Raw genomic sequence first — 25,161 nt, 5'->3', positions numbered from 1 at the left:
GGCAGGGTGAAGCCCGTGCGCCCCGCGTCCTAGCGCGTCCGGGCGGGGCTTTGCCCGAAGCGCTTCTTGTAGGCCTTGGAGAAGCTGGACCGCGAGTTGAAGCCGGTTGCCAGCGCGATTTCGAGGATCGAGAGCGTGGTGTCGGACAGCAGGTTCCGCGCCTCCTGCAGCCGCAGGCCGAGGTAGTAGCTTTTCGGCGTCTCCTGCACGACCTGCTGGAATATCCGCTCCAGGTGCCGGGGCGAGCGGCCGAAGACGGCGGCCAGCTCGTCGCGGTCCAGCGGCGTGGCAATGTTCGCCTGCATCGCGGCGATCACCCGCGCCACGGCGGGATGGCGCGCCAGCATCGGCGCGGGATAGACCTTCTTCTGCGTGGCGCTGGCCTCGCGGCGGCGCGAGTGCAGGCACATCTCGGCCACCGCATCGGCCAGCTTCTGCCCGTGATCGCGCGCGATCAGCGCGAGCATCAGGTCCACGGCCGCCTCGCCGCCCGCGCAGGAGAAAAGCTTGCGCCCGATGACGTAGATCTGCTCCAGCGGCTCGACATCGAACAATTCGCGGAAGGCGGGGCGATTTTCCCAGTGGACGGCCGGCGTGTCCTCGCCCAGCAGCCCCGCGCGGGCCAGGGTATAGGCGCCGGTGCAGACCGCCCCGAGCCCCCCGCCGCGCCGGGCATGGTCGCGCAGCCAGGCCAGCACGCGCTTGTCCGCCGCATCGCTGGCATCGGTGCCCGAGCAGACGATCGCCGTGGTCTCGCGGGGCAGCGGCTCCAGCCCCTGATCGACCTCGACCCGCACGCCCGAGGAACTTTCGACCGGCGCCCCGTCCATGCTGACCAGCCGGTAGCGGTAGAGAGGCTGCTGCGTCAGCTGGTTGGCGATGCGCAGGGGTTCGATGGCGGAACTGAAGGCCAGAAGGGTAAAGCGCGGCAGGACGAGGAAGGCGAAGTCGCGGGTGACCACGGGCCCTTCTTCCAGCCGCACATGCGCCACCCCGCGCGGGATGACGGCACGGGCCTGGGCGAAGGATCGGTCGGGGACAGTGCGGGTCACGGGGAACACCCCAGGTCGGGAAGGCTGCGACATCTCCGCTTCTGCTGAGGGGACGGCACCTTGTCAATTCCCGCAATCACGAGGCGGCGGCAGCCATGACCCTGCTGCTGCGGCTCCGCCTAGCGCGGCGTGAGATCCCGCAGATGGGCGATCAGCCGGGCTTCCGTCTCGGCGTTCCAGCCGTCCGGGTTCAGGGCAGCGGCCCAGGCGGGAATGTAGTGCCGCGCGGCGTAGTCGTGCCCGTATCCCAGGGTGCCGACCGCGACCGCCATGTCGACCCCTACCTGCAGCATGGTGACGACGGGCACCCATCGCATCATCGGAGACACGTCCGGCGCGCGGGTGGCACCAAGCCAGTCCGGCTGCCGCCAGGCAAGCGACCAGTCGAAGAACACGATGGGATCGCTGCCGTATTGCAGGAACACCAGCCGCATCGGCCCCCAGTCGGCCGTCGCGGATGCGAATCTGGCGTCCTGGTTGTCGGCCCGGATCAGGGATCCGTTGCCGAACTGCGGCCGCCATGCCGGACTGCCGTCCTGTCTGCGATCGACCACCATGCGCCAGAAATCGCTCAGAAACGGCGATCCGGCCCACATGGCTCCGTTCGGCATGTCGCCCAGCACATCGAGAAGCGGCAGGGTTTCCTGCGACAGGAAGGCTCCAAGGCTCAGCCCGTGCAGGTAGAGCCGGGGGCGCCTGTCCTTCGGCATGGCCGTCCAGCGCCGGTAGACCAGATCGAACAGCGCCTGCGCCTCGGCGATGCCATGCGTCGGATCGACCGCAACCGACACCGGACTTGGCAGATAGCTGTACTGGACCGCCACCGTGGCGACATCGCCCCGCGTGATGTAGTCCAGCGTGTCCATGGCGCCGGGATCCAGCCAGCCGGACCCGGTGGGCATCGCAATCACCAGCACCGCGCGCTCGAACCCTCCGACGCGCTCCAGTTCAGCCATGGCCAGGGCCGCACGCTCCTCTGCCGTTTCGGCCGCGTTGAGACCGACATAGACCCGGATCGGCGGCCTTGCCGGGGCGTTCCAGAATGCGGCAATCTCCTTCTCACCCGGCCCGGACGTGACAAAGCTTCGCCCCCAGCGCCCCAGATCCTCCCACGCCACCAGCGAGGCCGCGCTGCCGGACTTGAGCGGATCGTCGGGCGGGCTGACATCCGGGGGAATGAGCGCGTCGGCAATCTGCGCCGACCGGTCGGCGCCGCGCAGCACCGAGCGGAACAGGACCCCGTCCACCAGCGCGGCGAGCAGCGCGAAAGCGACCGCCAGCCCGACAAGGTTGGCCAGTCTGGGCGGAAGAAAGTGCTTGCCCTTCCGGCTCCAGCGCCGGAACACGACAGCGAACACGCGCGCCACCATCAGAGAAATCAGAAAGACCACCGCCGCAATGCCGGCCACCGTGAACGGCGCGACCGAGTCGACATCGGAAAGACCCCACAGGCTGCGGATCGAATTCTGCCAGACGGCACTGCGCCAGAGGCACCAGATCGAAACGGCGGCGCTGGCCGCAAGGGTTGCACGGGGAAGCCAACGGGGAACCGGCCATACGGGAAATCCGGCCCAGAGCCAACCGATCAGGCCGCGCAGCAAGGACCAGACCCCGTAGCCGAAGGCGAACACGACGCCGGACAGGACGCCCTGCAATTCCGGCTGGCGCGGAACCATGGAGGGCGTCAAAGACAGGCAGGCCAGAACGGCGCCCGCAACCAGTCCACCGACGCTGACCCGCCGGAACATCCACGCACCCAATCCAACCGAGGGCCTGCGATTCCCGGATTTGCGGTCGCCTTCCGACAAGCGGTCACCTCGGATTATTAGGACGCCCGATTACAACTAGACAGGTATCAGACGTCCGGCAAAGCAATAGTGCGGAGTCATCTACGCTTGGCAAGCGCAGCGCGGGGGGGCACTCGTGGTCGAGCCGACGGATACCCGCATATGCCTGCCTCATTGCCGGGCAGGCCTTGCCGATCACAGCTCGGAGTTCGATGGTACCGCCTCCCCGGCTCGAACGGGGGACCCCCAGATCCACAATCTGGTGCTCTAACCAACTGAGCTAAGGCGGCACTCGGGGCGCGATTTAGCCCCGCCGACCCCCGAATGCAAGCGCGAATCCTGTCCCCCTGAAGCGGGCCGCACAAGGTTTCCCTTGCACCCCGCGGCGCCTGCCGCTACCCGTCCGGCAAAGCCGGAGCATTCCCATGGGCATCAATTCCCCCAGCGACATCGCAGCCAACCTGCAGATCGGCCCCACCGACGCGGGCATGGTCCGCATCTACATCGAGGCCGAGGGCGGCATCGAACTGCCGCTCGACTTCGACCCCGAGGAGGCCGAGGAGATCGCGGAGGAACTGCGCGCCGCCGCCGAGGCCGCACGGGCGATGGGCGACCGGCCGGCGCCCAAGCCGAAGAAGCGCTAGGGCCGCGCACGGGGCTCCAGTTTCCTTGGAAGGAATTTGCAGAACTCTTCGAAGAGGTTTGCGGCCCCCGGCCGGTTGACCGCATCCCGTCACCCCGCCACCATGCCGACGCACGACCCGGAGGATTCTTCCATGGCCGCAGACGGACCCGCCCCCGATACTGACGAAGAAGACGCGGGCGACTGGGGGCCCTTTGGCAAGCCGCTCTTCGATGATCCGTCCGCCCGCGCCCTGTCGCGGGTCGGTGTCGTGGATGTCGGCTCGAACTCGGTCCGGATGGTCGTCTTCGACGGTGCGGCACGCAGCCCGGCCTATTTCTACAACGAGAAGATCATGTGCGGGCTGGGCAAGGGTCTCGCCCAGACCGGGCGGCTGCATCCCGAGGGCAAGAAACGGGCACTGGCCGCGTTGAAGCGCTTCGCCCTTCTGGCGAAGGGCATGGACATCTCGCCCTTCACCGTGGTCGCCACCGCAGCCACGCGCGAGGCCGAGGACGGCCCCGAATTCCAGGCCGAAGTCTTGCGCGAGACCGGCCTCAGGCTCCACGTCATCGACGGGGCCGAGGAGGCGCGGCTGTCGGCGCAGGGTGTGCTTCTGGGCTGGCCCGACGCCAAGGGGATCGTCTGCGACATCGGCGGCAACTCGATGGAACTGGCCCGGATCGGCGACGGCAAGGTCGGCAAGCGGGTCTCGACCCCCCTTGGTCCGTTCCGGCTGCAACAGGTTTCGGGTGACGCGAAGAAGCGCAAGGCGCATATCGACGCGATCCTCGAGGCCGCGAGCAAGGATCTGAAACCCAGCGGCGACCGCATCTACCTTGTCGGCGGCAGCTGGCGCGTCATCGCGCGGCTTGACATGGAACGCCGCAACTACCCGCTGACCGTCCTGCACGAATACCGCATGACCCCGGACGGCCTTCTGGCCACGCTCGACTGGCTGGCCACCACCGACCTGTCCGCCCTGCGCGGCCGCACCGGCACCAGCGCCGAGCGGATGGAGCTCGTGCCCCTGGCCTGCGAGGTCCTGCGCGAGATCATCCGCGTCCTGAAGCCCTCGGAAATCGACGTTTCGGCCTACGGCATCCGCGAGGGGCTGCTTTACGAACAGATGCCCGAGCGGCTGCGGGCCCGCGACCCGCTGATCGAGGCGGCGCGGGTCACCGAGCTGACGCAGGCCCGCATCCCCGGCTTCGGCAAGAAGCTCTTTGTCTTCCTCGAACCCCTGTTCAAGGGCGCGCCCCCGGAAAGGCTCCGGCTGATCAAGGCCGCCTGCCTCTTGCACGACACGACCTGGCGTGCGCACCCCGACTACCGGGCCGAGGCCTGCTTCGACAACGCCACCCGGGCGAACCTTGGCGGGCTCGACCACCCCGGCCGGGTATTCCTGGGCCTGGCACTCCTCCACCGCTACAAGAACAGCCGCGCAGGCAGCCGGATGGAACCCCTGTTCCGCCTGCTGCCGGAAACCGACATCCAGGAGGCCGAGGCCCTGGGCAAGGCGATGCGCTTCGGGGCCATGTTCTCGATCGGGGACCCGTCCAAGGCGGGTGCCCTGCGCTGGAATCCGAAGAAGCGCGTGCTGACCCTCGCGCTCACCGAGGACGGCGTCAGCCTCTTCGGCGAGGTCGCGCAGGCCCGCTTTGCCGCGCTGGCCCTGGCCCTGAAGGCGCAGACCAAGGTCGAGCTGAAGGACGCGGAATGATGCTGGCGCTGGATCACCTCGCCGTTTCGGCCGCCTCGCTCGAGGAAGGCGCGGCCTGGGTCGAGCAGGCGCTCGGCGTGCCGCTGGCGGGGGGCGGCAAGCATCCGCACATGGGCACGCACAACCGGCTCCTGTCGCTGGGCGATCTCTACCTCGAGGTCATCGCCATCGACCCGGCCGCGCCGAAACCGGGCCATCCGCGCTGGTTCGACCTCGACCGCTTTCGCGGGCCGCCGCGCCTCACCAACTGGATCTGCCGCACGGACGACCTCGACGCGGCCCTGGCCAAGGCCCCGCCCGGCACTGGAACCGCGACCGAGCTTCAGCGCGGCGACTACCGCTGGCGCTTTGCCGTGCCGGCTTCGGGCCGGCTTCCCTTTGACGGCTGCCACCCCGCGCTGATCCAGTGGCAGGGCGACCTGCACCCCGCGCGCACATTGCGCGACCATGGCATCCGCCTGACCGGGCTGGAGATCACCCACCCCGAGGCCGATGCCCTGCGCGCCGCGCTGGCCGGCCTGTCCGATCCCCGCGTCGTGGTCGAGCGCGGCCCCTGCCCCGGCCTGCGCGCGACCTTCTCCACCCCGCACGGACCCCGGGTCCTGACATGATCCGCCCCGCCCGGGACGAGGACGCTCCCGCCCTCGCGGCGCTGCTCAATCACTGGATCCTCCATAGCGCCGTCACCTTCAACCCCGTCCCCAGGACCGAGGCCGACATCCGCGCCATGATCGCCGACAAGGCGGTCGCCGGCCATGCCGTCCTCGTGGCCGAGGAGGCGGGGCGCCTGATCGGCCAGGCGAGCTATGGCCAGTTTCGCGGCGGCGCGGGCTACCGGACCTGCATGGAACACTCGATCTCGCTGCAACCGGACTGCCGCGGCAAGGGCACGGGCCGCGCGCTGCTGACGGCAATCGAGGATCACGCCCGCACGCGCGGTGCGCACCAGATGATCGCCGGCGTCTCGGGCGAGAACCCGGAGGGCCAGGCCTTCCACGCGCGGATGGGCTATCGCGTGATCGCCACCGTTCCCGAGGCGGGCCACAAGTTCGGCCGCTTCCTCGACCTTGTGCTGATGCAGAAATTCCTCTGACAAAGGCCTGTGCGCGGGATATGGTCGGCTCATGTCGATCTGGACCCGCATCACCGAAGCCCTCGCCGCCCTGGCCCAGGGCGAGCCGCTCTCCGTGGTCTTTGACCGCCTGCGCAACGCGCCGGCGCCGGAACAGTCCGTCGGCTTCACCATCGCCGTCCTCGCGCTTGGCGCCAAGATGGCCAAGGCCGACGGCACCGTGACCCGCGACGAGGTCACGGCCTTCCGCCGCATTTTCACCTTCCCCGAAGGCGAAGAGGAACACGCCGCCCGCGTGTTCAACCTGGCCCGGCAGGACGTGGCGGGCTTCGATGCCTATGCCCGCAAGATCGCCCGCCTGTTCAATCCGGACGGCCACCGTATCTGCGCCGACGACCATCATGTGCTGGTGGACATCCTGGAAGCCCTGTTCCAGATCGCCATCGCCGACGGCAGCTACCACCCCGGCGAGGACGCCTTCCTGACCCATGTCGCCGAGGAGTTCGGCCTGGACGAGCGCTGCTTCCGCATCGTCCGCTCGCGGCTGGTGGAAGGCGCGCCGCGCGATCCCTATGACGTGCTGGGCCTGCCGCGCGATGCCTCGAAGGAGCAGGCTCGCAAGGCCTGGCGCGAGCTGGTCCGCGATACCCACCCCGATGTCCTGCAATCCCGGGGCGTTCCGCCCGAGGCGATGAAGCTGGCCGAACGCCGGCTTCAGCTCATCAACGAGGCCTGGCGCGAGATCTCGGCCAAAGAGGCGGCATGACCGCCCGTCCCCTGCGCCTTGCGACCTACAATGTCGAATGGTTCAACGCGCTGTTCGACGACGCGGGCCGGATGCTGGAGGACCGCGAACCCTCGGCGCGCTACCATGTCACCCGGGCCGAACAGCTGGGCGCGCTGGGAATCGTGTTCACCGCGCTCGACGCCGACGGGATCGTCATCATCGAAGCGCCCGACACCAACGGCCGGCGCTCGACCGTGCGCGCGCTTGAGACCTTCGCCCGCGCCGCGGGCCTGCGCGCGCGCAAGGCGATGATCGGCTTTCCCTCGGACACAGAACAGGAAATCGCCTTCCTCTACGACCCCGACCGGCTGACCGCGCGACATGATCCCGTGGGCGAGCCCTCCACCACCTACGGCTCGCAGGAAGCGCCCCGCTTCGACACCACCTTCCGCTACGACCTCGACACCGACAACGTGACCGAGGCGATCCGCTTTTCCAAACCGCCGCTGGAACTGGCCGTCACCACCGCGAGCGGCACGAAGCTGCGGCTGATCGGGGTGCATGCCAAGTCGAAGAATTCGCACGGGGCGGTCGGGCGCGAGGCGCAGCTGCGGCTGTCGATCGAGAACCGCCGCAAGCAGCTGGCGCAATGCCTCTGGATCCGGCAGCGGGTGGATGGCCACCTCAAGGCCGGCGACAGCCTGATCGTGCTTGGCGATTTCAACGACGGTCCTGGCATCGACGAGTTCGAGAAACTCTTCGGCCATTCCGGGGTCGAAATCGTGCTCGGCACCTCGTCCGACCCGGCGCTGACCCTGACCGATCCCCATGCCGCCATGGCGCTGCAAAGCCGCGTCGGCTTCGCCCCCACCACGGCGCGCTTCTACCTCGCGCCGCAGAAGCGTTACTTCGAGGCGCTCCTCGATTTCATCATGGTCTCGCCCGACCTCGCCGCGAAGGGCCCCGAATGGCGCATCTGGCACCCGTTCAACGACCCCCGGATCATGGAGATCCCCGAACTGCGCGAGGCCTTGCTGCAAGCCTCCGACCATTTCCCGGTGACGATCGACTTTCCCCAGTTGTGATTTGAAATGCGGCCGCGCGATGCCCATATTCGCGACATGAGACTCGCGCTTGCCCTTTGTCTTGCCGCCGCCCCGGTCCTGGCCGAGGAGCCGCCCGCCGCGCCCAAGGCGACGGAGGAGGGCTTCAGCCTGATGGAAGAGGGCATGAAGCTGGTCCTGCGCGGCATGATGACCGAGATGCAGCCCGCCCTGGACGAGATGGGCAAGGCGCTGGAAGAGGCGGGCCCGGCGCTTCAGGGTCTTGGCGCCGAACTGGGGCCGAAGCTGCGCCAGCTGATCGCGCTGATCGACGACATCAAGAACTACGACGCGCCGGTGATGCTGCCGAACGGCGACATCCTGATCCGCCGCAACGTGCCCCTGGTGCCGAAACTGCCTCCCCTTGACCCCCAGCCCGGACCGAACGGCGAGATCGAGCTTTAGCCGGCCACCCGCGCAAGCGTCGTCGCAAGATCGCCATAGCCGGTGAAGCGGCGTTCGTAGTCCAGCCCCAGCCGCCGTGCGCAGTCCGCAGCCTTCGCGTCCAGCGCGGGATCGTCCAGTTGCGCCTGATAGACCAGCTTGCGGTAGTTGCCGAAATACATGTCGCGCAGCTCGGGGTGGCGATCCAGGCCCATCGGCTTCCAGACGAAGGCATCGAACTGCCGCACCAGGAAATCGGTCAGGTAGAAGGCGTCGAACTCTTCCTCGCCTCGGGCGGCGAAGGCGGCGTTGCCCTCGAAGAAGGCATAGCAATGCGGACCTTCCACCATCTCGACCCCCAGCCTGTCACAGGCGGCCTTCAGAAGCCCCCCGGTGCCGCAATCGGCATAGACGACGAAGATCGTCTCGTAATCCCCGCGCGCCTTCTCGACCGCCGCCTCGACCGCCGGGACGATCCGGTCGGGCCAGAGATGCAGCTTGGCCGGCAGGCAGTGCAGGTCCATGTGCGACCAGCGGTTCGCCGCCTTCAGGGCCAGGATCTCGTGCGCCAGCGCGCCGCAGGCGATCAAGAGGATGCTGCCCTGACGCGCGGGGGCAAGACCGGTTTCGGACAGGGTGGTGTCATCCATCGCCGGCGCTCAGCGCCCGACCCGGGTCCAGGTCAGGATCAGGCTGGCGGACAGCGTGGCGAACAGAAGGGCCGCGAGAGGGATGCCCGACCAGACCGCCAGCCACAGCGTCAGCCCGGCGGCCAGGATCACCAGCGCGATCAGTCCAAGGAAATGCGTCAAGGGCATGGTCCGTCTCCCTGACCCTCAATCTGCGCCCGCGCCGGCCCGCTTGCAAGGCCCTCGCTCGTCACAGGCCCGTGTCGTCACGGGCCTGTGGCGCAGAGGTCAGCCGTTCAGCTGGTTGTGCTTGCGCGAGACGAACTGCTTGGCGGTTTCCACCGCCACGGCGGCATCGCGGCAATAGGCGTCGGCGCCGATCGCCTTGCCGAATTCCTCGTTCAGCGGAGCGCCGCCGACCAGCACGATGTAGTCGTCGCGCAGGCCCTTTTCCTTCATCGTGTCGATGACGACCTTCATGTAGGGCATGGTCGTGGTCAGCAGCGCCGACATGCCGAGGATATCGGGCTTCTCGGTCTCCAGCGCCTCGATGTACTTCTCGACCGCGTTGTTGATACCGAGGTCCACCACCTCGAAGCCCGCGCCCTCCATCATCATCGCGACAAGGTTCTTGCCGATGTCGTGGATGTCGCCCTTCACGGTGCCGATCACCATCTTGCCCATGCGCGGCGCGCCGGTTTCGGCCAGGAGCGGCTTGAGGATCGCCATGCCGGCCTTCATCGCGTTGGCGGCCAGGAGGACCTCGGGCACGAACAGGATACCGTCGCGGAAGTCGGCACCGACGATGGTCATGCCCGCGACCAGCGCCTTGGTCAGCACGTCATAGGGCGCCCAGCCGCGTTCGATCAGGATGCGGACACCTTCCTCGATCTCTTCCTTCAGACCGTCGTAGAGGTCGTCGTGCATCTGCAGCACAAGCTCGTCGTCCGACAGTTCGGACAGGATGATCTCGTCGTCGTCGGCCATGACAGCTCTCCAGGCGGAAGGGTTTGGCATGGTGATGGTCGCAAACCGGCGCCCCCACTATGCGACAAGCGACATACACCGGATGAAAGCCGACAGAAAGCCGTCGCGGAACGGAAAGTTGTGGCGCCAGTTCGTTATTTGTTCTAGCCTGATGGCATGAGCAAGTCTTCCTCCATCCTGCCCGGCCATCGCCTGCGTGGACGGGGCGCAGAGTCCAACCGCGCCGGTCGGTTCGAGGCCACCAACCGTGAGGCCTTCGACGACGGCTGGGACCTGGCCGAGGAGGCGCGCCTGGTCGAGACCGAGATCCGGCACGAGCGCCCCCGCTCGGCGCTGACCTTCAACCGCTCGCCGGATCTGCCCTTCGACCGTTCGATCAACCCCTACCGGGGTTGCGAACATGGCTGCATCTACTGCTATGCCCGGCCCAGCCACGCCTTCCTGAACCTTTCGCCCGGCCTGGACTTCGAAACCCGTCTGATCGCCCGCCCCGGCATTGCCGAGGTTCTGGACCGCGAACTCCGCCGTGCCGGCTACAAGGTCGCGCCCATCGCCATCGGCACCAACACCGACCCCTATCAGCCCGTCGAACGCGATCTCGGCATCATGCGCGAGGTGCTCCGGGTCCTGTCCGCCTTCCGCCACCCGGTCTGGATCACCACCCGCGGCACCACCATCGAACGCGACATCGACCTGATCGCGCCGATGGCAGCTCAGGGGCTGGCCGCGGTCTCGATCTCGGTCACCACGCTGGACGCGGACCTCGCCCGGCGGATGGAGCCCCGCGCCCCCTCCCCCCGGCGCCGCTTGCAGATCATCCGCCGCCTCGCCGAGGCCGGGGTGCCGGTGCGTATCCAGGTTTCGCCACTGATCCCGGCGCTGACAGATCACGAACTGGAATCGGTGATGCAGGCCGGCCGCGACGCGGGCGCGCGTCTCGCCAATTCCATCCCCCTGCGCCTGCCGCTGGAGGTGGCGGGCCTCTTCCGCGACTGGCTGGAAGCAACCTTCCCAGACCGCGCCGCCCGCGTCATGGGCCGGGTGCGGGAACTGCACGGCGGGCGCGACTACGACCCGGAATTCGGCACCCGCATGCGCGGCCAGGGGCTCTGGGCCGATCTGATCCACCGCCGCGCCGAGCTCGCGCGCAGGCGCCTGGGCCTGGACGAGGGGTTACCCGCCCTGCGCTGCGACCTGTTCCAGCCGCCGGCACGGACGGGCGACCAGTTGACGCTGTTCTGACCGTTTCGGCCGCGGCACGAATCTTTTCGATAAGACTCGCGCCCCGGCCTGCCTGTCTCAGCCCCTCCGGCCGCGCCGCTCGCGCCGGCCGGCACCCGCATCGTCGCCGGTCCCGTCCGAGGCCGAAGAGAAGGGGCCCAGCTTCGCCTGGATCGCTTCCAGCGTCGGGCGGTTGCCCCTGGGCCGGCTTTCCAGCGCCACGCGCATCGCGCGCAGGTGCTCGGGCATGGTGCCGCAGCAGCCGCCGATGATCCGCACCCCCGCGTCGCGGGCCATAACTGCATATTCCGCCATCAGTTCCGGCGTGCCGTCATAATGGATATGCCCGTCGTGATACTTCGGGATGCCGGCATTGCCCTTGGCGATGATCGGCCGTTCCGTCCCTGTCGCGGCAAACCCCAGAACGGTCCGCAGCAGGTCGGAGGCACCCACCCCGCAGTTCGCCCCGAAGGCGATCGGCGGGTTGATCAGGCGTTCGACCATCTCGGCCAGTGCTGCCGAGGTCACGCCCATCATCGTCCGCCCTGCGGTGTCGAAGCTCATGGTGCCGCACCACGGCATGTCGGCGCGCAACGCCGCATCCGCTGCCGCACGATATTCCTCGGGGGACGAGATCGTCTCGACCCACAGCACGTCCACCCCGCCTTCCTTCAGCGCCTCGGCCTGTTCGTGGAAGATTTCCACCGCCAGTTCGTGCGTCAGCGTGCCCATCGGCTCGAATATCTCGCCCGTCGGGCCCATCGACCCCGCGACGATCACCGTCCGCCCGGCCTTGTCGGCAATCTCGCGGCCGATCTCGGCGCCCACCCGGTTCAGCTCGCGCACGCGGCCCTGCGCATTGTGCAGCTTCAGCCGCGCCGCATTGCCGCCGAAGGTGTTGGTCAGGAACAGATCCGACCCCGCCGCCACCGCATCGCCGTAAAGCTTGCGGATGTTCTGGGGCTTCTCGACGTTCCATATTTCCGGCGGCTCGCCCGAGGACAGCCCCATGTTGAACAGGTTGGTCCCCGTGGCCCCGTCGGCCATCAGCCAGTCACGCGAGGCAAGCATCCGGGTCAGGGCGTCGGTCATGTCAGATTCCTTCAAGGCTCGCTGGCTTCCCCTCTGCCACGGGTCGCGGGCCGAGGCAATTTCATATTCCGCATGGAGTCTTGCGGTCCGTCTCAACTCGGCCTTGGCCTGGCCTGCCCCCTGCCCGGACCCGACCCTCCGCATCCATCCAGCAAAAAGGCGCGGCCCCCGGAGGTCCGCGCCCGGCCCTGTCCTGCGACAGGGTTCAGAATTCGTCCATCAGCTGCGCCTTGGCGACCGGCATCAGTTCGGCCAGCTTGGCGCGGATCTCGTCCGCGCTGGCCTTGCCGGCCAGATCGGCCACGACCTTGCGCACCACGTCCTCCGAGCCCGCCTCCTCGAAGTCCGAGCTGACCACCTCGGCCGCATAGGCCGCGGCCTCGTCGCCGGTCTTGCCCATGAGCTCGGCCGCCCAGAGCCCCAGAAGCTTGTTGCGCCGCGCCTCGGCCCGGAACTGCATCTCGCTGTCATGGGCGAACTTGGCCTCGAAGGCGTTTTCGCGGTCGTCGAACGTGGTCATGGGATCCCCCGACTGTCTGGCGTTTCTTCCCATATGCCCATCCGGCCCGGTCGCCGCAAGCCCCTTCGGCCGGGCCAGCGCAGGGCCTGGCCACGGCTCGCGCCTTGCGGGTATCGGCCCCTTGGACTATAGGCCAGGGAAAGCGGCGTGAAGGCGCGATCCTTCCGCCGCGCCCCCCGGAAAGAGTGAACCATGGCACGGCGCAAGAAGGTCTACGAAGGCAAGGCCAAGATCCTTTACGAAGGCCCCGAGCCCGGGACCCTGGTGCAGTATTTCAAGGACGACAGCAGTCCGTCGGTGGCCGCCCCCTCGACGCTGGAAGGCAAGGGCGTGCTGAACAACCGGCTGTCGGAATTCTTCATGTCCGGGCTGAACCAGATCGGGGTGCCGACGCATTTCATCCGCCGGTTGAACATGCGCGAACAGCTGGTGCGGATGGCCGAGATCATCCCGCTGGAAGTCGTGGTGCGCAACTTCGCCGCGGGTCCGCTGTCGGCGCGGCTCGGCATCCCCGAAGGCGCGCAGCTGCCGCGGCCGATCGTGGAATACTACTACAAGGACGAAAAGCTGAACTCGCCCCTCGTGGCCGAGGAACACATCGTCGCCTTCGGCTGGGCCAACCAGCAGGACCTCGACGACATCGTGGCGCTGGCCCTGCGGGTCAACGACTTCCTGTCGGGCGTGATGATGGGCGTGGGCATCCGGCTGGCGGATTTCAAGATCGAGGTCGGCCGCATCTGGGAAGGCGACTTCATGCGCCTGATCGTCGCCGACGAGATCAGCCCCGACAGCTGCCGTCTCTGGGACATGCGCCAGCCGGAGCGCCCGGACGGCACGATCCCCGATCCCCAGCCCCTGGGCGATGTCTATACGGAACTCGCGCGGCGCCTCGGCGTCCTGCCCTCGAACGTCACGCACACGATGAAGCCCACGCTCATCAACTGAGCATACCCACCGCAGCGCCCGACCGCGCGGTGCCGGTCCGCGGGCAGGTCGCGCAAGGACCCGGCATGACGGACTATCTCGCTTTCCTGCGCCGGAACCTCCGCTGGCTTATCGCGGGGTTCCTGCTGACCTGGGCTTCAAGCTTCGGGCAGACCTTCTTCATCTCGGTCTTCGCGGGCGAGATCCGCGCCGCCTTCGGCCTGTCGCACGGGGAATGGGGCGGGCTCTACGCCGGGGCGACCATGGCCTCGGCGGCGGTCATGGTCTATGCCGGCGGGCTGACCGACCGTTTCCGGGTGCGCCGGATCGGGCCGGTGATCCTGTTCGGCCTGGCGCTGGCCACCTTCCTGATGGCCAAGGCCTCGGCTGTCTGGGCGCTGGCCGTGGCGGTGTTCCTGATGCGTTTGATGGGCCAGGGCATGATGAGCCACAGCGCCATGGTCGCCATGTCGCGCTGGTTCGCGGCGCAGCGCGGCCGGGCGGTGGCCTTCGCAGGACTTGGCGTCGCGGCGGGCGAGGCGCTTCTGCCGATCCTGGCGGCCAGCCTGCTTCTGGTCCTCGACTGGCGCAGCCTCTGGCTCGGCGCGGGCCTCGTGCTGGTTGCACTGGTCCCAGTGCTGAATGCGCTCCTGTGCCAGGAACGCACACCGCAATCCTTCACCGCCGAAAACCGGTCGGCCGGTATGCGGGGCCGCCAGTGGACCCGGGCCGAGGTCCTGCGGCACTGGCTCTTCTGGCTCCTCCTGCCCGCCGTTCTGGGGCCGGCCGCCTGGAACACCGCCTTCTTCTTCCATCAGGTCCACCTGGCCGAGGTGAAGGGCTGGGCGCATGTCACGCTGGTCGCCCTGTTCCCCGTCTTCACCCTGACCGGCATCGCCAGCATGCTGGCCACCGGCTGGGCGGTGGACCGCTTCGGCGCGGCGCGGCTGGTGCCGGTCTATCTCCTGCCGCTCGCGGCGGGCTACCTGGTCCTCTCCCAAGCCGCAACCCCGGCGGCGGGGGCGCTGGCCATGGTGCTGATGGGGCTGTCGGTCGGGGCCAATGCCACGCTGTCCGCGGCGCTCTGGGCGGAATTCTACGGCACCGCGCACCTGGGCCGGATCCGGGCGATGACCGGTGCGGTCATGGTGCTCGGCAGCGCCATCGGCCCCGGCGTCACCGGCGCCCTGATCGACCGCGGCTACGACATGACCGTGCAATCGGTCTGGATCGCCGGCTACTTCCTTCTGGCCGCCGCCCTCGCCGGGGCCGGAGCCCTCGCCGCCCGCCGCGCCCTGCCCGCCCCTGCCTCCGCGCTTGCCCCGGAGCCCGGCCCGGGCTGAGCCCCCCTTGCCCCCTGCCCGCCCCTTCGCTAAGGACGGGCCAGACCAACCCCGGGAGGCCCCGATGAAAGCCCGCGTCACCGTCATGCTGAAATCCGGCGTCCTCGACCCCCAGGGCGAGGCGATCCGCCACGCGCTCGGCTCGCTCGGCTTTTCCGGGGTCAACGGCGTGCGGCAGGGCAAGGTGATCGAGCTTGACCTCGCCGAAACCGATGCCGCCAGGGCCGAAACCGCGGTCAAGGCGATGTGCGAAAAGCTTCTCGCCAACACCGTGATCGAAAGCTACCGGGTCGAGCTTCTCTGACCGGGCGCCGCCCCCTCGGCTTTTGCCCTTGCCCAAATACTCCCGCCGGAGGCACCGCGGTTTCCCCGAAGACCGCCGCCGCCCGACCGCGCGCCATTCCTCTACCGCCGCGACACCCGCAGCCAGATCCCGTCCCGCGCCCTGACCGTCAGATGCGCCACCGGCACCGGCACCCGGTCGGGCAGCGCCTCGAACCGGAAGGCACGCACCAGATGCGCCAGCATCAGCGTGCCCTCCAGCATCGCGAACCCCGCGCCGGGGCAGACCCGGGGGCCCCGCGAGAAGGGCAGATAGCCGCCCTGCGGCACCTCGCCCGCCCAGCGGTCGGGATCGAAGGCATCCGGCCGTTCCCACAGCCTTTCGTGCCGGTGCAGGTGCCAGGGGCTGATGACCACCTGCGCCCCGCGCCGGACCCTGCGGCCCCGGAACTCGTCCGGCCGCAGCGTCTCGCGCACCAGCATCGGCACCGGGGGATAGAGCCGCAGCGCCTCGCGGAAGACATCGCGGGTCAGGCGCAGGGCCCCAAGCGTGCCGAACTCGGGCCGCAAGCTTTCGGCCTCGGCCGTGACCCGCTCCTGCACCTCGGGGTGCGTGGCCAGCAAATAGAGTGACCAGGCCAGGGCCGAGGCGCTGGTCTCGTGCCCGGCCAGAAAGAAGATCGCCACCTGATCGACCATCTCGTCGGTTTCGAACCGCGCGCCCGTCACCGGGTCGGGCGTCGTCATGATCTTGGTCGCCAGGTCCGCCGGCGCCGTCCCCGCCGCGATGGCTGCCGCCCTTTCCGCCGTCAGCCCCGCGATCAGCCCCCGGATCTCCCGCGCCGACCGCCGCGTCGCCCCCCGGTGCAGCCGCGGCACCCAGTGTGGCAGTCGCAGGAAGGCGCCGAGGTTCAGGATCGGCGCCGAGCGCTGATAGGCGCGGAATTCGTGGAACACCGCCTGCGCCACCCGGTCCTCGATCGGGATCGAAAACAGCGTGCGGAAGATCACGTCCGCCGCCGCGTGACTGGCCGCAAGCTCCACCTCCACCTCGCCCTCGCCCATCCGCGCCACCGCCGCCTCCGACGCCGCCCATATCGCCGGAAAGGCCTCGCGCAGCCGGCCACCCTCGAAGGCCGGGTCGATGATCCGCCGCTGGCGCAGCCACTCCTCGCCGTTGGTGACAAAGACCGACCGGCCGAGCAGCGGCCGCAGCCCTTCCGTCACCCGGTTCGACTTGGGGAAATCCTGCGGCCTCTCGTCCAGCACCCGGCGGACCAGCGCCGGATCGTTGCAGAGGTAGCTTTCGAAGAAGGGCGTGCGGAACTCGGCCATCCAGGCGCGATAGAGCCGCACCGGCTGTGCCGACAGGATGTCGCGCCGGAAGGCCCGCAGATGGCCCCAGAGCGAAACCCGGTCCGCCCTGGGCACCGGTTTCGGAGGCAGGGGCGGGGTCATGCGACGCTCCGGTGCGGGCTCAGCGGCCGGGTGATCCGGCTGGCAGAGGGCTTGCGCCCCCGAAACCGCTCGGCCAGCGTCATCGGCCCGGCCGTGATGCGGAAATAGTCGTAGTCGCCCGGCCGATCGAAGGCGCAAAGATACTGGAAATGCAGCCGGAAATAGCGCCGCCGCAGAGCCTGCCATGTCTCGGGGCGCAACGTCTGGCTGAAGGCGGCCGAGAGCACCAGCGGCCAGCGCTGTCCCTCGGGCGCGACACCTGTGACCGCCACCGGATCGCAGAGCGCAAAGCTGCACCCGTCGCCGGGGGCGGACACATCCACCCAGGTCAGCTCAGCCCTTGTCGAAAGATAGGCCAGATCCCCGCGCAGCCGGCCCGCCCTCGGCAGGAACGACACCATCGGCACCACCTGCCCAAGGCTCAGGAACCCCAGGGCCGGACGCCGCGCCGGCAGGCCCTCGCGGATCAGGTCGGCCAGGATCGACACCGCCAGATGCACGCCCGAGGAATGTCCGACCACCAGCACCTCGTCCAGGTCACGCTCCAGCGCCGCGCGGATGCGGGACCGGAACTCGGCCATCCGGCGCTCCAGTGCCGGCGGGTTCTCCCCCTCCAGCCCGGCGGTGAAGGCATAGTCATGCATCAGGTAATAGGCATAGATCCGGTGATCCAGCGCACGGAAACCGCGCAGCGTCAGCCACCCGGCCAAAAGCCCGAACAGGATTGCGACCCAGTGACCCGGAGATCCGGGCCCGACCAGCACCAGCCAGGCCCAGGCAACTGCCTTCGCCGCGAGGAAAAGGACCAGGAGGGCAATCACGGCCTGCAGGATGAGGACAGCAATCGGATACAGCGCCGCGATCATCGGCCCCTTGCGCAGCCGCATCAGCCGGAAGAGGGCGCCATGGCCGATATAGGCCCGGGCCGTCCGCACCAGTTGCAGATAGGTCTCGGCGATGCCCTGCGCCATGGATTGCTGCACGAGGTCCGACCAGACCAGCACCTCGACCTCGGCCTCGACCTCCCGCCCCTCGATCCGTGCGGCGACCCGCCAGCCGTAGGTCTCGCCCGCGCGGGGCTGGATTTCCAGCCGATAGCCCGAGATCGCGGCCTGTGCGGCGCCCTCGCTCCGGTAAAGCTCGCGGTAGCGCCGGGGCGGAAACGGGTCGTAGCCGGGGATGTAAAGGACATGGCGCCGGAAAACGCCCGCCTCCCCTGCGCTGTTGTCCTGTGCCGCCACGACCATCCTGCAAGTCTGTCCGCGCCACCTTAACGCCTCGCAAGGCAGAGGGAAGGCATGCGCGGCCGGATCAGCCCGGCAAGGGCAGGCCCAGCACCTCGTAGGTCTCCAGCATCCAGTAGCTGAAATCGGTGAAGGCCCCGGTCAGAAGCGCCAGCCCGACCACGACCAGAAGCCCGCCCATCAGCCGCTCGATCAGCTTCATGTGACGCTTGAGCCTTGTCATCAAGGCCATTGACTTCTCTATGAAAACCGCCGCCAGCAGGAAGGGCAGGCCCAGCCCCAACGCATAGACGCCCAACAGAAGCGTCCCGCGCTCCATGCTGCCCTCCTGTGCCGCCAGCGACAGGATCGCGCCCAGCTGCGGGCCGATGCAGGGCGTCCAGCCGAAGGCGAAGGCCAGGCCCAGCACATAGGCGCCAAGCGCCGAACCGCCCCGGTCGCCCGCGTCCATGCGCATCTCGCGGTCGAGGATCGGAATGCGGAACAGGCCCAGGAAATGCAGGCCGAAGACTATGATGAGGACACCTGAAATCCGCGCCAGAAGCAGCTGATTCTGCAAGACGAAACTGCCGAAGGCCGAGGCGGTGAAGCCGAGGAGCAGGAAGATCGTGGACAGCCCCATCACGAAGAACAGCGCCGGCAGGATCACCCGGTGCCGGTCCACCCCGTCGCGCATCTCGCCGACCGAGATCCCGCCCATGTAGGCCAGATAGGGCGGCACGATGGGCAGTACACAAGGCGACAGGAACGACAGCACGCCCGCCACCAACGCGACCAGCATCGCGGGCAGAAGGGCAGCGTCGATGATCTCGATTCCGAACATGTCCTTCCCCAGATAGCGGCTTTCCCTTGTCCCGTCACCGGGTCAGCCCGTCACATGCGCGTGGCCGGCCTGTAACCTTGCCCGCCCCCGGCGGCACGGTTACACCGCCCCTATGGCCGACTGGGACGAGATGGTGGATTGCGAGGGGCTTCTGTGCCTCCTTCCGGTGCTGCGCGCGCGCAAGCGGCTGATGTCGCTGGCGCCGGGCCGGGTGCTCTGCGTCCGGGCGACCGATGCCATGGCCGAGATCGACCTGCCGCATTTCTGCGCCGAGGCCGGCCACGACTATCTCGGCAACAGCCGCGAGGGACCTGTCACGCTGCACCTGATCCGCCGCGGCTGACGCGCCCCCGTCGCGGGCCGGCCCGCGACGAGGAGACGCAGTCGAACGAGGAGCGTTCCTCAGCGGCCCAGAGACCACCAGCCCTTGCGCTTGGGCTTGGCGGGTTCCTCCGGCTCGGGTGCCGGGGCCCCGGCCTCGGCGGGATCGGCGACAACCGTCTCGGCCACCGGCTCCAGTCCCGGATCGGGCGCCAGCACAGGGGCCGGCTCGGCGGCCGCCGCTGCCTCCGGCTCGGGCGCCTTGGCCCGCGACCGCGACTTCGGCTTCGCAGCCTCGGCAGGAACCGGGGCTTCCTCGGCTGCCGCCGCAGCCTTGGACCGGCTCGCCCGCTTCCTAGGCGCAGGCTTCTCCTCGGTCACCTCTTCCGCCACGGGCTCGGCCACCACCTCGGCAGCGGCCTCGGCCACCGGGGCCGCCTCCTCCCCCGCCGGCTCGGCCTTCGCGCCTCGCGGCTTGCGGGTCCGCTTCGGCTTGGCCGCCGGGGCCTCCTCGGCGACCACCGGAGCCACCTCGGCCTCCTCTGCCGGCACGACAGCATCCGAGGACTCGTCCTCGTCACCGTCGTCCGCGGCCTCGGCACTTTCGGTCACCTGAACGCCGTTCTCGCGCTGGCCGCCACGCCGCCGCCGCCGCCGCCGCTTCTTGCGCGCGGGTTGGCCGTCTCCCTCGCCCGCAGGCACCTGCACCGGCGCCGCGGCAGCCGCTTCCGACTCCTCGGCCTCCGCCTCGACCAGGTCGTCAAGGATCTCCTCGTCCTCCTCCTCGACCGGGGCGCCCATGAGGCCGGCATGACCCGAAACGACCGGGGTCTCCGGCACGGCCCGGATCGCGGTCTTGAACTTCTCGATGGAATAGTCGGGGCTGACCATCGTCGGATCGGCCTCGATGCGCACCGCCATGCCATAGCGCGCCTCGATCAGCGCCACATGCTCGCGCTTGTGGTTGAACAGGTAGTTCACGATCCCCACGGGCGCCCGCAGCAGCACCTCCTTCGACCGCTTGCGCGTGCCCTCCTCCTCCAGCGCCCGCAGCACCGTCAGCGCCATCGAATCGTCCGACCGGATCAGCCCGGTGCCATGGCAATGCGGGCAGGGCTGGGTGGTCGATTCGAGCATTCCCGGCCGCAACCGCTGCCGGCTCATCTCAAGGAGGCCGAAACCGGAAATCCGCCCGACCTGGATCCGCGCGCGGTCGGTCTTCAGCTTGTCCTTCAGGCGCTTCTCGACAGCGGCGTTGTTCTTCCGCTCTTCCATGTCGATGAAGTCGATGACGATCAGGCCCGCCAGGTCGCGCAGGCGCAGCTGGCGCGCGATCTCCTCGGCGGCCTCGAGGTTCGTCTTCAGCGCCGTCTCCTCGATCGAGCCTTCCTTCGTGGCCCGGCCCGAGTTCACGTCGATCGCCACCAATGCCTCGGTCACCCCGATCACGATGTAGCCGCCGGATTTCAGCTGCACCACCGGGTTGAACATGCCGGCCAGATAACCCTCGACCTGGTACTTCGCGAACAGAGGGGTCGGATCCTGATAGCGCACGACCTGCTTGGCGTGGCTCGGCATGATCATCCGCATGAAGTCCTTGGCGGTGCGATACCCCGCCTCGCCCTCGACCAGCACCTCGTCGATCTCGCGGCTGTAGAGGTCGCGGATCGACCGTTTGATCAGGTCGCCCTCCTCGTAGATCTTCGCCGGAGCAATCGACTTCAGCGTCAGCTCGCGGATCTGCTCCCACAGCCGCATCAGGTATTCGTAGTCGCGCTTGATCTCGGGCTTGGTGCGCTTGGCCCCGGCCGTGCGCACGATCAGGCCGGCGCCCTCCGGCACCTCCAGCTCGTTCGCGATCTCCTTGAGCTTCTTGCGGTCCACCGCGTTGGTGATCTTGCGGGAAATCCCGCCGCCGCGTGCGGTGTTCGGCATCAGCACGCAATAGCGGCCGGCGAGCGACAGATAGGTGGTCAGCGCCGCCCCCTTGTTGCCGCGCTCTTCCTTGACGACCTGGACCAGCATGATCTGCCGGACCTTGATCACTTCCTGGATCTTGTAGCGGCGGGCGCGCGGACGGCGCGGCTGGGCGATCTCCTCGGCGATGTCCTCCTCGGCGATCGATTCGATCTCCTCGTCGGTTTCGCTGGCATGATCGACCGCGCGATAGGCTTCCGGGCCGTTCTCGACCGACTCGTTGTCGTGGTCGTGGTCGTGATCATGGTCGTCGTGGCGCTCGGCGGCCTCGGCCATGGCGGCCTCGACCAGCGGTCCGTCCTGGGTCTCGTCCTCGCCAAGGTCCACGACATCCATGCCCGAGGGGCCATCCGACACGGCATCGGCAGACTTGACCGCTTCCGACCTGGCCGCGGGACGCGGTCCGCGACGGCGCGAGCGGCGGTTGTCCTCTTCCTCCTCGGCGCGGGCCATCGCCCGCTCTTCCTCGATCAGCGCCTTACGGTCGGCGACCGGGATCTGGTAATAGTCGGGATGGATTTCGGCGAAAGCCAGGAATCCATGCCGGTTGCCGCCGTATTCGACGAAGGCCGCCTGAAGCGACGGCTCGACCCGCGTCACCTTGGCCAGGTAGATGTTTCCGGCAATCTGGCGTTTGTTTACAGTCTCGAAGTCGAACTCTTCGACCTTGTTTCCATCGACCACGACCACCCGGGTTTCCTCGGGATGGGTGGCATCGATAAGCATCTTCTTTGACATGTCGGTCCATTGCGCCCCGGGCGCAACAGGCCCCCTGGCGGACCAGCGGGATGATTGAAACGGGCGGGGCGGCTTGTCTGAGCGCGGGCAGCGGGCACATGCGCCGATCCTCGACCCGGTGGGCCGAAGGGATCGCCTGGCAAAATGCTCACACGCCTCATCGCGGTTACAATTGAAGGGCCTTTCGGGCCCTCCACCTAAGTCAGCCAACAAATCCGGGGACTTGCGGGCAAAGTGCACGACCTTGCGGCCGATCCGGCTCCCCCGGGGCGACACGATCCGACGCGCCAGGGCCCAAGGGGAGAGAATTCTTCGGGCAGCGGACTGCCTTCGGGCGACCCTAGCGGCAAAATCCGGACAAGGGCAATGGCGAATTTCATCTCCCCGGGCGTCGGAGTGCTGCGGGAAGACCGGAACGGGCCTGATCGCCGGACGGGTCGCGAAATTGCGGTGGCACCCCGCTGGCGACTGCCCTAGAACCTTCGCAAATCGGGGAGGCCAAGGTGATCAAGTTCGTTTCGGAAAAGCAGCCGGACATGGCGCGCGTCGATGCCCTGCTTGACCGTTGCCGGGCCGCGAACCACTGGGCCAATTGCGGCCCCCTCTACGGGATGCTGGCCGAAGCCTATGCCGCGCATTTCACGCTGCCTCCGGACCGCGCCGTCACGCCTTGCGCCAATGCCGGTGTCGCATTGGAGGCCATGGCCCGGCGTCTGGAGCAGATCGCCGGGCGGCCCCTGCGCTGGGTGGGATCCGCCTTCAGCTTCCAGAACCTCGGACGCGGCTATTTCGCCGGCATGACCTTCGTGGATTGCACGGACGACGGATTGCTGGACCTCGACCAGCTGGCCGGCCTGTCGCCCGACAGCTTCGATGGCATCATCGTCGTGAACCCTTTCGGGCTTCACCGTGACCTGTCGGCCTATGTTGCCTATGCCAGGCGGACCGGAAAGCAGCTGATCTTCGACAATGCCGCCGGCGTGGACCGGGTCATACCCGACTGGCCCTGGCAGGCGTTCAGCCTGCATCACACCAAACCCTACGGCTTCGGCGAAGGGGGGCTGGCGGTCACCCCTGCCTCCGAGGCGGCTGCCCTTTACGCCCTGCTGAACTACGGACCCGCCCCGGAACGGCCGGAACACTGGCTCAACAACGGCAAGATCTCGGATGTGTCCTGCGCCTTCCTGATCGACCGGCTCGAACAGTCGGCGGCCTGGCGTCCGGGCTTCCTCGAACAGGCCGAGCGTGTGGTCGCTCTGGCTAAGGGCCTCGGGTTGCGCCCCCTGCGGCCATTCGGTCCCGCGGCACCGGCGATGAGCTGGGCTTTCGTCGCGCCGGTGCCGGTTCCGCTCGACCGCGTGATGCAATCGAAGGACCTGGTGCTCGGGAAATACTACAAGCCCCTGGCGCCGCTGCCCAATACCGTTCGCCTCTACGATCACCTGGTGAACGTGCCGACCCATCCCGACGTGGCCCGCCTCTCCGACCGGCAACTGACCGACGTGATCGCCGCGCTGCTCTAGGAGCCGACCGGCAATCCCGGTCCCTTGATGACCCTTGCCGGCACGCCGACCGCCGTGCAGTCTGCAGGGATGTCCCTGACCACGGCGGCTGCGGCCCCGATGATGGCACCCGCACCGATGGTGATGCCCGGATTGATGCAGGCGCCCGTGCCGATCTCGACGCCTTCACCCAGAGTCACACGCCCTGAAAGGTGCACCCCCGGGCTCAGCGTGGAGAACCTCCCCAAGACGGCATCATGCCCCACGGTCGCGCCGATGTTCACATGGCAATGTTCGCCCAGCTCGATGTCGGTCGTCAGCAGGGCCCCCGCACAGATGATCACGCCATCGGCAAGGCGGACATTCCTGCCCAGCCAGGCGCGCGGGTGAACCAGCGGCGGAAAGGTCCGCACGCCCGCCGCCACGAGTTCCACCACAACCTTCCGACGCGCCGCCGGATTGCCGATCCCCACAGCGACGGCAAGTGTCGTGGCCTCTCCGAAGGCGCCGATACCGGTTTCCACGGGAAATCCCTGCACCGTTGAGGGCGCCGGATACTCTGGCGACACGAGAAAGCCCCGCATCCGCCACGCTGGCCGTTCCGCATTCTGATCAAGGACGATCTGCAGGATTTCCCTGCCGAAGCCTCCGCAACCGAAGATCACCAGATCGCGCATCGTCAGCCCCCGAACCTTTCCTTCACGACCGACAGGAAACGGCCGACCATCGCCGCCTCGCGCTGTCTGGCATCCTCCATGTCCTGAAGCAGGCCCTTCCTCGTCTCGATCGCAAAGGGAATTTCCGCCTCGCCATAGGCGACCCCCCGCTTCAGTTCGAAACCCGCCCGCCAGCTTGCCGCATCGAGCCCGGGCTGCGGCACGACGACCGGGATGCACCCGCACAGCGCCGCATAATACAGGTACATCGTATGAGGATCATGGCAGTAGAAATACTCGCAGCGGTTGAAGATCGCCGCGATCTCCGTGTGCGACATGTTGTCAAGCAGCGGAGCCGCGTCATCCTTCGCCATCTCGGGGCGGAAGGTCGCGCTTCCCTTGCGCACCATCCGGCACCGGCCGCTGCGGCCTGGCAGCCCCTCGTTCCGATAGATGTCGGTGCGCAGCCACCTGACCTGCAGCAGATTGTCGGGCGAGAATCCGGGCAGGCCCTCGGCAAAGGCCTCCTGATAATGGAAGGTCAGCTCGTCCGGTCCGAACCTCGCCTTCGCATCGTGAAACCCCGGACGGTGCAGCAGCCACCTGACCACATGCGGCGCGCCGAGCGGATTGCCGTCGATGATCTCGGGATAGAGCGCGATGCATCCATCGCCCCTGCTCCGTTTCCAGGTGGGCACTGGCATGCTCGGATGACAGACGACCTTGTCGGCGTAGGGCAAGGGAGCGGTCCCGCGCCGCCGTGCCAGGCGCCGACGGTTTGCCTGCTGAAGCGCGAAACCCAGCTTGCCAAGCTTTCGCCGTCGCTCGGCAAATGTCTCGGCCCTTTCATTCCACAGGAACGCCTCCTGCCCTGCCTCGCGCAGGCGATGGGCCAGCGTGTGCAACACGATCGAGCCGCCACTGTTTTCGTCGAAGTCGCTTGCCCAGACCACGATGGGCAGGCCGACCTTCAC

The 25,161-nt window shown here is 68.2% G+C and carries 26 protein-coding genes and 1 tRNA gene; 13 read left to right on the top strand and 14 right to left on the bottom strand.

All coding sequences use genetic code 11. The features are described from left to right. Nucleotides 1-29: 29 nt before the first annotated feature. The 3 genes from FL625_RS11550 to FL625_RS11540 form a co-directional block, all read right to left on the bottom strand. On the bottom strand, nt 30-1,052 hold the full coding sequence (locus FL625_RS11550) for a GlxA family transcriptional regulator (RefSeq protein ID WP_160147771.1): 1,023 nt from the start codon (nt 1,050-1,052) through the stop codon (nt 30-32). A gap of 119 nt (nt 1,053-1,171) precedes the next feature. Beyond that, entirely contained in the window at nt 1,172-2,728 is a 1,557-nt protein-coding gene (locus tag FL625_RS11545; protein ID WP_235019391.1) for an alpha/beta hydrolase, read from the bottom strand. A gap of 324 nt (nt 2,729-3,052) precedes the next feature. Beyond that, nucleotides 3,053-3,129 (bottom strand) — tRNA-His (locus FL625_RS11540). A 135-nt stretch (nt 3,130-3,264) separates the two neighbouring features. Here FL625_RS11540 and FL625_RS11535 point away from each other — a divergent pair. The 7 genes from FL625_RS11535 (at nt 3,265) to FL625_RS11505 (ending at nt 8,491) form a co-directional block, all read left to right on the top strand. Further along, the gene (locus tag FL625_RS11535) at nt 3,265-3,483 is read left to right on the top strand and encodes a DUF6324 family protein (protein ID WP_149588827.1); all 219 of its coding nucleotides are present in this window, start codon (nt 3,265-3,267) and stop codon (nt 3,481-3,483) included. 132 nt (nt 3,484-3,615) lie between these two features. Next, entirely contained in the window at nt 3,616-5,184 is a 1,569-nt protein-coding gene (locus tag FL625_RS11530; RefSeq protein ID WP_149588826.1) for a Ppx/GppA family phosphatase, read from the top strand. After that, nucleotides 5,184-5,795, top strand: a complete 612-nt coding sequence (locus FL625_RS11525) for a VOC family protein (protein WP_149588879.1) — start codon at nt 5,184-5,186, stop codon at nt 5,793-5,795. The genes FL625_RS11530 and FL625_RS11525 overlap by 1 nt, the downstream gene beginning before the upstream one ends. Then, the gene (locus tag FL625_RS11520; RefSeq protein ID WP_149588825.1) at nt 5,792-6,277 is read left to right on the top strand and encodes a GNAT family N-acetyltransferase; all 486 of its coding nucleotides are present in this window, start codon (nt 5,792-5,794) and stop codon (nt 6,275-6,277) included. The genes FL625_RS11525 and FL625_RS11520 overlap by 4 nt, the downstream gene beginning before the upstream one ends. A gap of 31 nt (nt 6,278-6,308) precedes the next feature. Further along, on the top strand, nt 6,309-7,022 hold the full coding sequence (locus FL625_RS11515) for a molecular chaperone DjiA (protein ID WP_149588824.1): 714 nt from the start codon (nt 6,309-6,311) through the stop codon (nt 7,020-7,022). Beyond that, nucleotides 7,019-8,068: an endonuclease/exonuclease/phosphatase family protein gene (locus FL625_RS11510; RefSeq protein WP_149588823.1), complete on the top strand. Its 1,050-nt coding sequence runs from the start codon at nt 7,019-7,021 to the stop codon at nt 8,066-8,068. The genes FL625_RS11515 and FL625_RS11510 overlap by 4 nt, the downstream gene beginning before the upstream one ends. A gap of 36 nt (nt 8,069-8,104) precedes the next feature. Next, complete coding sequence (locus tag FL625_RS11505) at nt 8,105-8,491, top strand: AAA+ family ATPase (protein ID WP_235019390.1); 387 nt, start codon at nt 8,105-8,107, stop codon at nt 8,489-8,491. On the opposite strand, the gene FL625_RS11500 is transcribed toward FL625_RS11505, so the two are convergent. From FL625_RS11500 to FL625_RS11495, 3 genes are all read right to left on the bottom strand, one after another. After that, nucleotides 8,488-9,120, bottom strand: coding sequence for a DUF1638 domain-containing protein (locus FL625_RS11500; protein ID WP_149588822.1), 633 nt, complete (start codon nt 9,118-9,120; stop codon nt 8,488-8,490). The two genes, FL625_RS11505 and FL625_RS11500, sit on opposite strands and share 4 nt — an antisense overlap. Nucleotides 9,121-9,129: 9 nt before the next feature. After that, entirely contained in the window at nt 9,130-9,288 is a 159-nt protein-coding gene (locus FL625_RS18250; RefSeq protein ID WP_200833939.1) for a hypothetical protein, read from the bottom strand. A gap of 99 nt (nt 9,289-9,387) precedes the next feature. Next, nucleotides 9,388-10,086, bottom strand: a complete 699-nt coding sequence (locus FL625_RS11495; RefSeq protein WP_149588821.1) for a corrinoid protein — start codon at nt 10,084-10,086, stop codon at nt 9,388-9,390. A gap of 156 nt (nt 10,087-10,242) precedes the next feature. Between FL625_RS11495 and FL625_RS11490 the strand changes: the two genes are divergently transcribed. After that, nucleotides 10,243-11,328 (top strand): PA0069 family radical SAM protein, encoded by a 1,086-nt coding sequence (locus tag FL625_RS11490; RefSeq protein WP_149588820.1) that lies wholly within the window; start codon nt 10,243-10,245, stop codon nt 11,326-11,328. Nucleotides 11,329-11,385: 57 nt separating this feature from the next. On the opposite strand, the gene bmt is transcribed toward FL625_RS11490, so the two are convergent. Next, nucleotides 11,386-12,399, bottom strand: coding sequence for a betaine--homocysteine S-methyltransferase (gene bmt / locus FL625_RS11485; RefSeq protein WP_149588819.1), 1,014 nt, complete (start codon nt 12,397-12,399; stop codon nt 11,386-11,388). Nucleotides 12,400-12,604: 205 nt separating this feature from the next. Further along, a complete protein-coding gene (locus FL625_RS11480) occupies nt 12,605-12,919 on the bottom strand; it encodes a DUF1476 domain-containing protein (RefSeq protein ID WP_149588818.1) in 315 nt (104 codons plus the stop codon). 192 nt (nt 12,920-13,111) lie between these two features. On the opposite strand from FL625_RS11480, the gene FL625_RS11475 reads away from it, so the two are divergent. The 3 genes from FL625_RS11475 (at nt 13,112) to purS (ending at nt 15,490) form a co-directional block, all read left to right on the top strand. After that, a complete protein-coding gene (locus tag FL625_RS11475) occupies nt 13,112-13,864 on the top strand; it encodes a phosphoribosylaminoimidazolesuccinocarboxamide synthase (RefSeq protein ID WP_149588817.1) in 753 nt (250 codons plus the stop codon). Between the two features lie 65 nt (nt 13,865-13,929). Beyond that, complete coding sequence (locus FL625_RS11470; protein WP_149588816.1) at nt 13,930-15,186, top strand: MFS transporter; 1,257 nt, start codon at nt 13,930-13,932, stop codon at nt 15,184-15,186. A gap of 64 nt (nt 15,187-15,250) precedes the next feature. Further along, nucleotides 15,251-15,490, top strand: a complete 240-nt coding sequence (purS, locus tag FL625_RS11465) for a phosphoribosylformylglycinamidine synthase subunit PurS (RefSeq protein ID WP_149588815.1) — start codon at nt 15,251-15,253, stop codon at nt 15,488-15,490. A gap of 101 nt (nt 15,491-15,591) precedes the next feature. Here the strand turns inward: purS and FL625_RS11460 are convergent, their stop codons facing one another. The 3 genes from FL625_RS11460 to FL625_RS11450 all read right to left on the bottom strand — a co-directional run bounded on the left by FL625_RS11460 (nt 15,592) and on the right by FL625_RS11450 (nt 18,993). After that, a complete protein-coding gene (locus tag FL625_RS11460) occupies nt 15,592-16,926 on the bottom strand; it encodes a cytochrome P450 (protein ID WP_149588814.1) in 1,335 nt (444 codons plus the stop codon). Further along, nucleotides 16,923-18,173, bottom strand: a complete 1,251-nt coding sequence (locus FL625_RS11455; protein ID WP_149588813.1) for a hypothetical protein — start codon at nt 18,171-18,173, stop codon at nt 16,923-16,925. The genes FL625_RS11460 and FL625_RS11455 overlap by 4 nt, the downstream gene beginning before the upstream one ends. Before the next feature lie 64 nt (nt 18,174-18,237). Continuing rightward, nucleotides 18,238-18,993 carry a cytochrome c biogenesis CcdA family protein gene (locus FL625_RS11450; RefSeq protein ID WP_149588812.1) on the bottom strand — a complete coding sequence of 252 codons (756 nt, stop codon included), beginning with the start codon at nt 18,991-18,993 and terminating at the stop codon, nt 18,238-18,240. A 112-nt stretch (nt 18,994-19,105) separates the two neighbouring features. Here FL625_RS11450 and FL625_RS11445 point away from each other — a divergent pair, with 112 nt between their 5' ends. Further along, nucleotides 19,106-19,336: a sulfurtransferase TusA family protein gene (locus tag FL625_RS11445; RefSeq protein WP_149588811.1), complete on the top strand. Its 231-nt coding sequence runs from the start codon at nt 19,106-19,108 to the stop codon at nt 19,334-19,336. Between the two features lie 59 nt (nt 19,337-19,395). Here FL625_RS11445 and FL625_RS11440 read toward each other — a convergent pair whose 3' ends face one another. Then, entirely contained in the window at nt 19,396-22,029 is a 2,634-nt protein-coding gene (locus FL625_RS11440; RefSeq protein WP_149588810.1) for an Rne/Rng family ribonuclease, read from the bottom strand. 503 nt (nt 22,030-22,532) lie between these two features. Between FL625_RS11440 and FL625_RS11435 the strand changes: the two genes are divergently transcribed. Then, nucleotides 22,533-23,552 carry a DegT/DnrJ/EryC1/StrS family aminotransferase gene (locus FL625_RS11435; protein ID WP_149588809.1) on the top strand — a complete coding sequence of 340 codons (1,020 nt, stop codon included), beginning with the start codon at nt 22,533-22,535 and terminating at the stop codon, nt 23,550-23,552. Here the strand turns inward: FL625_RS11435 and FL625_RS11430 are convergent. Beyond that, nucleotides 23,549-24,208, bottom strand: a complete 660-nt coding sequence (locus FL625_RS11430) for a NeuD/PglB/VioB family sugar acetyltransferase (RefSeq protein ID WP_149588808.1) — start codon at nt 24,206-24,208, stop codon at nt 23,549-23,551. The two genes, FL625_RS11435 and FL625_RS11430, sit on opposite strands and share 4 nt — an antisense overlap. A 2-nt stretch (nt 24,209-24,210) precedes the next feature. Next, complete coding sequence (locus FL625_RS11425) at nt 24,211-25,161, bottom strand: hypothetical protein (protein WP_149588807.1); 951 nt, start codon at nt 25,159-25,161, stop codon at nt 24,211-24,213.

Origin of the sequence: Tabrizicola flagellatus (assembly GCF_008271465.1) — a bacterium.
GTDB classification, from domain to species: domain Bacteria; phylum Pseudomonadota; class Alphaproteobacteria; order Rhodobacterales; family Rhodobacteraceae; genus Tabrizicola; species Tabrizicola flagellata.
The sequence above is the reverse complement of the archived record's forward strand: the minus strand, read 5'-3'. Positions and strand labels throughout refer to the sequence as shown.